The organism is Streptomyces sp. 147326 (assembly GCF_045000215.1).
Taxonomy (GTDB): domain Bacteria; phylum Actinomycetota; class Actinomycetes; order Streptomycetales; family Streptomycetaceae; genus Streptomyces.
Genome location: NZ_CP134201.1, coordinates 4,797,501 through 4,802,500 on the forward strand (window position 1 = coordinate 4,797,501; position 5,000 = coordinate 4,802,500).

3 protein-coding genes, 2 rRNA genes and 1 pseudogene (1 of these 6 only partly in view) are annotated in these 5,000 nt (G+C 64.5%); 5 read left to right on the top strand and 1 reads right to left on the bottom strand.

What is annotated here, in order from left to right:
* The 4 genes from RIU97_RS21920 to RIU97_RS21935 form a co-directional block, all read left to right on the top strand.
* A 23S ribosomal RNA gene (locus RIU97_RS21920) occupies positions 1-1,441 on the top strand (it extends 1,683 nt beyond the left edge of the window).
* A gap of 76 nt (positions 1,442-1,517) precedes the next feature.
* A 5S ribosomal RNA gene (gene rrf / locus RIU97_RS21925) occupies positions 1,518-1,634 on the top strand.
* Positions 1,635-1,750: 116 nt separating this feature from the next.
* Positions 1,751-2,107 carry a hypothetical protein gene (locus RIU97_RS21930; RefSeq protein ID WP_404959272.1) on the top strand — a complete coding sequence of 119 codons (357 nt, stop codon included), beginning with the start codon at positions 1,751-1,753 and terminating at the stop codon, positions 2,105-2,107.
* 80 nt (positions 2,108-2,187) lie between these two features.
* Positions 2,188-2,394: a hypothetical protein gene (locus RIU97_RS21935; RefSeq protein WP_404959274.1), complete on the top strand. Its 207-nt coding sequence runs from the start codon at positions 2,188-2,190 to the stop codon at positions 2,392-2,394.
* Between the two features lie 374 nt (positions 2,395-2,768).
* Here RIU97_RS21935 and RIU97_RS21940 read toward each other — a convergent pair.
* Positions 2,769-3,073: pseudogene (locus RIU97_RS21940) on the bottom strand (VOC family protein).
* A 220-nt stretch (positions 3,074-3,293) separates the two neighbouring features.
* Here RIU97_RS21940 and RIU97_RS21945 point away from each other — a divergent pair.
* Positions 3,294-4,388: an FAD-dependent oxidoreductase gene (locus RIU97_RS21945; protein WP_404959276.1), complete on the top strand. Its 1,095-nt coding sequence runs from the start codon at positions 3,294-3,296 to the stop codon at positions 4,386-4,388.
* The last annotated feature ends 612 nt before the right edge of the window (positions 4,389-5,000 follow it).

The following is a 5,000-nucleotide window of genomic DNA, read 5'->3' on the forward strand; positions in this document are numbered from 1 at the left end:
GGTAAGGGTGTAGGCCGAGGGGTAGGCAAATCCGTCCCTCATTAAGGCTGAGACCTGATGCCGAGCCGATTGTGGTGAAGTGGATGATCCTATGCTGTCGAGAAAAGCCTCTAGCGAGTTTCATGGCGGCCCGTACCCTAAACCGACTCAGGTGGTCAGGTAGAGAATACCGAGGCGTTCGGGTGAACTATGGTTAAGGAACTCGGCAAAATGCCCCCGTAACTTCGGGAGAAGGGGGGCCATCACTGGTGATCGGATTTACTCCGTGAGCTGGGGGTGGCCGCAGAGACCAGCGAGAAGCGACTGTTTACTAAAAACACAGGTCCGTGCGAAGCCGTAAGGCGATGTATACGGACTGACGCCTGCCCGGTGCTGGAACGTTAAGGGGACCGGTTAGTGCGCTTTCGGGCGTGCGAAGCTGAGAACTTAAGCGCCAGTAAACGGCGGTGGTAACTATAACCATCCTAAGGTAGCGAAATTCCTTGTCGGGTAAGTTCCGACCTGCACGAATGGCGTAAACGACTTCTCGGACTGTCTCAACCATAGGCCCGGTGAAATTGCACTACGAGTAAAGATGCTCGTTTCGCGCAGCAGGACGGAAAGACCCCGGGACCTTTACTACAGTTTGATATTGGTGTTCGGTTCGGCTTGTGTAGGATAGGTGGGAGACTGTGAAACCTCAACGCCAGTTGGGGTGGAGTCATCGTTGAAATACCACTCTGGTCGTGCTGGATGTCTAACCTCGGTCCGTGATCCGGATCAGGGACAGTGTCTGATGGGTAGTTTAACTGGGGCGGTTGCCTCCCAAAGGGTAACGGAGGCGCCCAAAGGTTCCCTCAGCCTGGTTGGCAATCAGGTGTTGAGTGTAAGTGCACAAGGGAGCTTGACTGTGAGACCGACGGGTCGAGCAGGGACGAAAGTCGGGACTAGTGATCCGGCGGTGGCTTGTGGAAGCGCCGTCGCTCAACGGATAAAAGGTACCCCGGGGATAACAGGCTGATCTTCCCCAAGAGTCCATATCGACGGGATGGTTTGGCACCTCGATGTCGGCTCGTCGCATCCTGGGGCTGGAGTCGGTCCCAAGGGTTGGGCTGTTCGCCCATTAAAGCGGTACGCGAGCTGGGTTTAGAACGTCGTGAGACAGTTCGGTCCCTATCCGCTGTGCGCGTAGGAATATTGAGAAGGGCTGTCCCTAGTACGAGAGGACCGGGACGGACGAACCTCTGGTGTGCCAGTTGTCCTGCCAAGGGCATGGCTGGTTGGCTACGTTCGGGAGGGATAACCGCTGAAAGCATCTAAGCGGGAAGCCTGCTTCAAGATGAGTATTCCCACCTCCTTGAGAGGGTAAGGCTCCCAGTAGACGACTGGGTTGATAGGCCAGATGTGGAAGCCCGGTAACGGGTGAAGCTGACTGGTACTAATAGGCCGAGGGCTTGTCCTCAGTTGCTCGCGTCCACTGTGTTAGTTCTGAAATAACGAACAGCTGTGTTCATGCCAGCGTTCAAATTTCATAGTGTTTCGGTGGTCATAGCGTTAGGGAAACGCCCGGTTACATTCCGAACCCGGAAGCTAAGCCTTTCAGCGCCGATGGTACTGCAGGGGGGACCCTGTGGGAGAGTAGGACGCCGCCGAACAATCATTGCGGAAGCCCCGCACCAGACCTCCGGGTCCGGTGCGGGGCTTTTCTGCGTTTACCGGCAGTGTCGCGGGCTCGGCTGGGTATCCTGGCCGCGTTCCTCTGGAGGACGCGATGACTGCACAGCAGCTGGAAGACGGCGGGCCGCTCATTCCTCAGCCGGCCATGACACGGGAAGCCCTCCGGGACGCCGTACGCCGCATCGACATGGCCAGCCTGGCCGCGCTCGACAAGGAGTGCAACGAGGCCTTCGACCGTGCCGCGGAGACCGGTGCCATCAACCCGCTGCGGTTCTTCCTGATCAAATGGGCCACGCACGTGGCGATCCACCGCTGGCCGGCGCGCTCGGCGGCGCTGCACGAGGCGGAGCGGGTGGCCGGGGATCCGAACTCGACGGAGGACGAGTTCCGGGCCGCCATGGAGACGAGCAGCCGCATCCTCGCCGAGGCGCAGCGCGAGATCGGTCAGTGACCGCGCGGGGCGAAGGCGTGGAGAACGCCAGCGGTTGGGCGTGGGAGTGCGATCCCAGTCGGCTGTGGGTCCTCGGCGATATGCCCGCGGAGCACCAGGAGCTGGTCACCGCCGTCATGGACGGCCTGGTCGACCTGGCGTCGATGGCGATCGACCCCAAGGACGGCAGCCTCTACGAGGACCCGCACCCGATGCGGCTGCGTACGTACGAGGACGAGCACCTCATGGTCTGGTACCAGACCATCCCGCACCGCAGCCGGGTCTACCTCAAACGCGTCAACCTCTGAGCTCCTGCCCGGCTGCTGCCCATGACAGCCGACCTCATCGAGACGCAGACGCCGGTCGGGCCGTTCCCGGCCTGCTCGGCCACCGCCGTTCGGAGCCGGCCGCGCTCGACTGGCCTCTGGGCGAGGAGGGTTTGGGCACCGCCCCGGAGAGTCTCCGCAGGCGTGGCGGGTCGCGGTTGCAGGGCGAGGCGGAGCCTGGTGGCGCTACGAGGGCGGGGCGGTGCAGTTCCTCGCCGGGTTCTGCGACGGCACGCTGGAACCCTCGAACCCTGGGGCCTGCGCGTGGTCGAGCCTGAGGTGACACCTTGCTGAGGCCTGCGACGCCGCTTGCCTTCGGTCCCGCAGCGCTGTTCATGACGGGCCCTTGCCCCTGATCAGCCTCTGACGAGGCAGAAGGGATGCCCAGCCGGATCGGTGAGGACCCGCCACCTGTCCTCATCGGACTGATGAAGCGGCTTGCCCGCCCCCAGTCCAGCAGACGGGCCTCGGCCATCGGAGCCCGGTAGTCGTCGACCCGCCGGAAGCCGAGCAGGAGTCCGTCCTCACGATTGAGGCCGGCGAAGTCCGCGTCCGACATCAGGTGGGGTTCGAGGCCGGTGGCCTGCTGGTAGAAGGCCACCAGAGCCGGCGGATCAGGGCAGTCGAGCGATATCGCGCTCAGCTTCATCTCCATGGGCATGGCACCTCCAGGCCGATCGTCGACTGCGGCGATCCAGACCCCAGGGGCGGCGGTTCCGAATCTGCCTCCAGCCCACCACGGGGATTGCGGGGCGGAGCCGCGGTGTCGGTCAGCTGTCGGCGCCGTGGGTCAGCTGTCGGCGGCTCGTCGGCGGGGCTTGGGACCTTTGCAGAGACGGCCGGCCGGACTCCACCGGCGGCCCGATCTCGAAGGAGCCACGATGCACACACCCGTCACCGTCATCGGCGCAGGACTCGGCGGACTCACGCTGGCCCGCGTCCTGCACGTCCACGGAATACCCGTCACGGTCTACGAGGCCGAGCCCTCCCCGTGGGCCCGCACGCAGGGCGGGCTGCTCGACATCCACGACTACAACGGGCAGCTCGCCCTCAAGGCGGCCGGCCTGATGGAGGAGTTCCACGCCATCGTCCTGGAGGGCCGTCAAGCGATGCGGGTCCTCGACCCGGACGGGACCGTCCTGCTCGACAAGGCAGACGACGGCACGGGCGGACGCCCCGAGGTGCAGCGCGGTGAGTTACGACGGGTCCTGCTCGACTCGCTCCCGGCCGGTACCGTCCGGTGGGGGCACAAGGCGACCAGTACCCGCGCCCTCGGCGAGGGCCGCCACGAGGTGACGTTCGACGGCGGCGGCACGGTCGTCACCCGCCTGCTGGTCGGTGCGGACGGCGCCTGGTCGCGGGTCCGGCCGCTGCTGTCCACGGCCACACCCGAGTATGCCGGCACGTCGTACGTCGAGACGTACCTGTTCGACGCCGACACCCGTCACCCCGCCGCCGCTGAGGCGGTCGGCGGCGGGATGCTGATCGCGCCCGCGCCGGGCAGGGAGATCTTCGCCCACCGGGAAAGCGGGGACACCCTGCACACCTATGTGGCGCTGGCCAGGCCGCAGGACTGGTTCGCCGCCATCGACTTCACCGATGCCGCCGCGGCCACCGCGCGGATCGCGCGCGAGTTCGACGGTTGGGCACCGGAACTCACCGCGCTGATCACCGACGGAGACACCGGGCCGACCCTGCGCCCCCAGTACGCCCTGCCCGCCGAGCACCGGTGGGATCGAGTACCGGGGGTGACCCTGATCGGCGACGCCGCGCACCTCGCGCCTCCGAACGGCGAAGGCGCCAACCTCGCCATGCTCGACGGCGCCGAACTCGGCCAGGCCCTCGCCGCCCACCCCGACGATCTCGAGGCCGCGCTCGCCGAGTACGAGCAGGCCATGTTCCCCCGCAGCAGCGAGGTCGCCGGTTTCGACGGCACAGCCCACGACGTGATCGACATGATCACCAGGAAGGGCTGACAGGGCGGGCGCGGCGGCGGCAGGAGCTGGGACGCCCCCACGACCGCATAACGTCGTGGGGGCTGCCGGACGACGTCGCCCGGCACCGGAGACGGGCGGTTTTGACACCTCCCAGGCCGAGTTGTAGAGTCGAGAAGTTGCCTGGAGCGGGACACGCTCGGCAGCAGCCCCCACAAGGAATCACTTTCGAGTGGGGACACTCGACTCTTCATTCGGGAATCGAAGCCGGGGAAATCCGGTGGAGAACTTCTGATAGAGTCGGAATCGCCGGAAAGGGAAAGCGCGAAAGCGCAGGAACTGGAAAGCACCGAGGAAGTCGGGCCCGAAAGAGTCTGATAGAGTCGGAAACGCAAGAACACAGAACGAAAAGCCCGGAGGAAAGCCCGAGAGGGTGAGTACGAAGGAAGCGTCCGTTCCTTGAGAACTCAACAGCGTGCCAAAAATCAACGCCAGAAGTTGATACCCCGTCCACTTCGGTGGATGAGGTTCCTTTGAAAAAGTCCTGTCGGGCCTTCGGGTACTGGCAGGCAATTACACAGCGAGGACGTTGTGGCGCGTCGGTCTTATTCCGACCTGACGTGCCCGCTCTAAGTGATGTGTGCACCCGATTAC

Excerpts from the sequence above, each read along its gene's own strand:
- RIU97_RS21945 (WP_404959276.1), top strand. The coding sequence starts at position 3,294 with ATGCACACACCCGTCACCGTCATCGGCGCAGGACTCGGCGGACTCACG.
- RIU97_RS21935 (WP_404959274.1), top strand. The coding sequence starts at position 2,188 with ATGCCCGCGGAGCACCAGGAGCTGGTCACCGCCGTCATGGACGGCCTG.
- RIU97_RS21930 (WP_404959272.1), top strand. The coding sequence starts at position 1,751 with ATGACTGCACAGCAGCTGGAAGACGGCGGGCCGCTCATTCCTCAGCCG.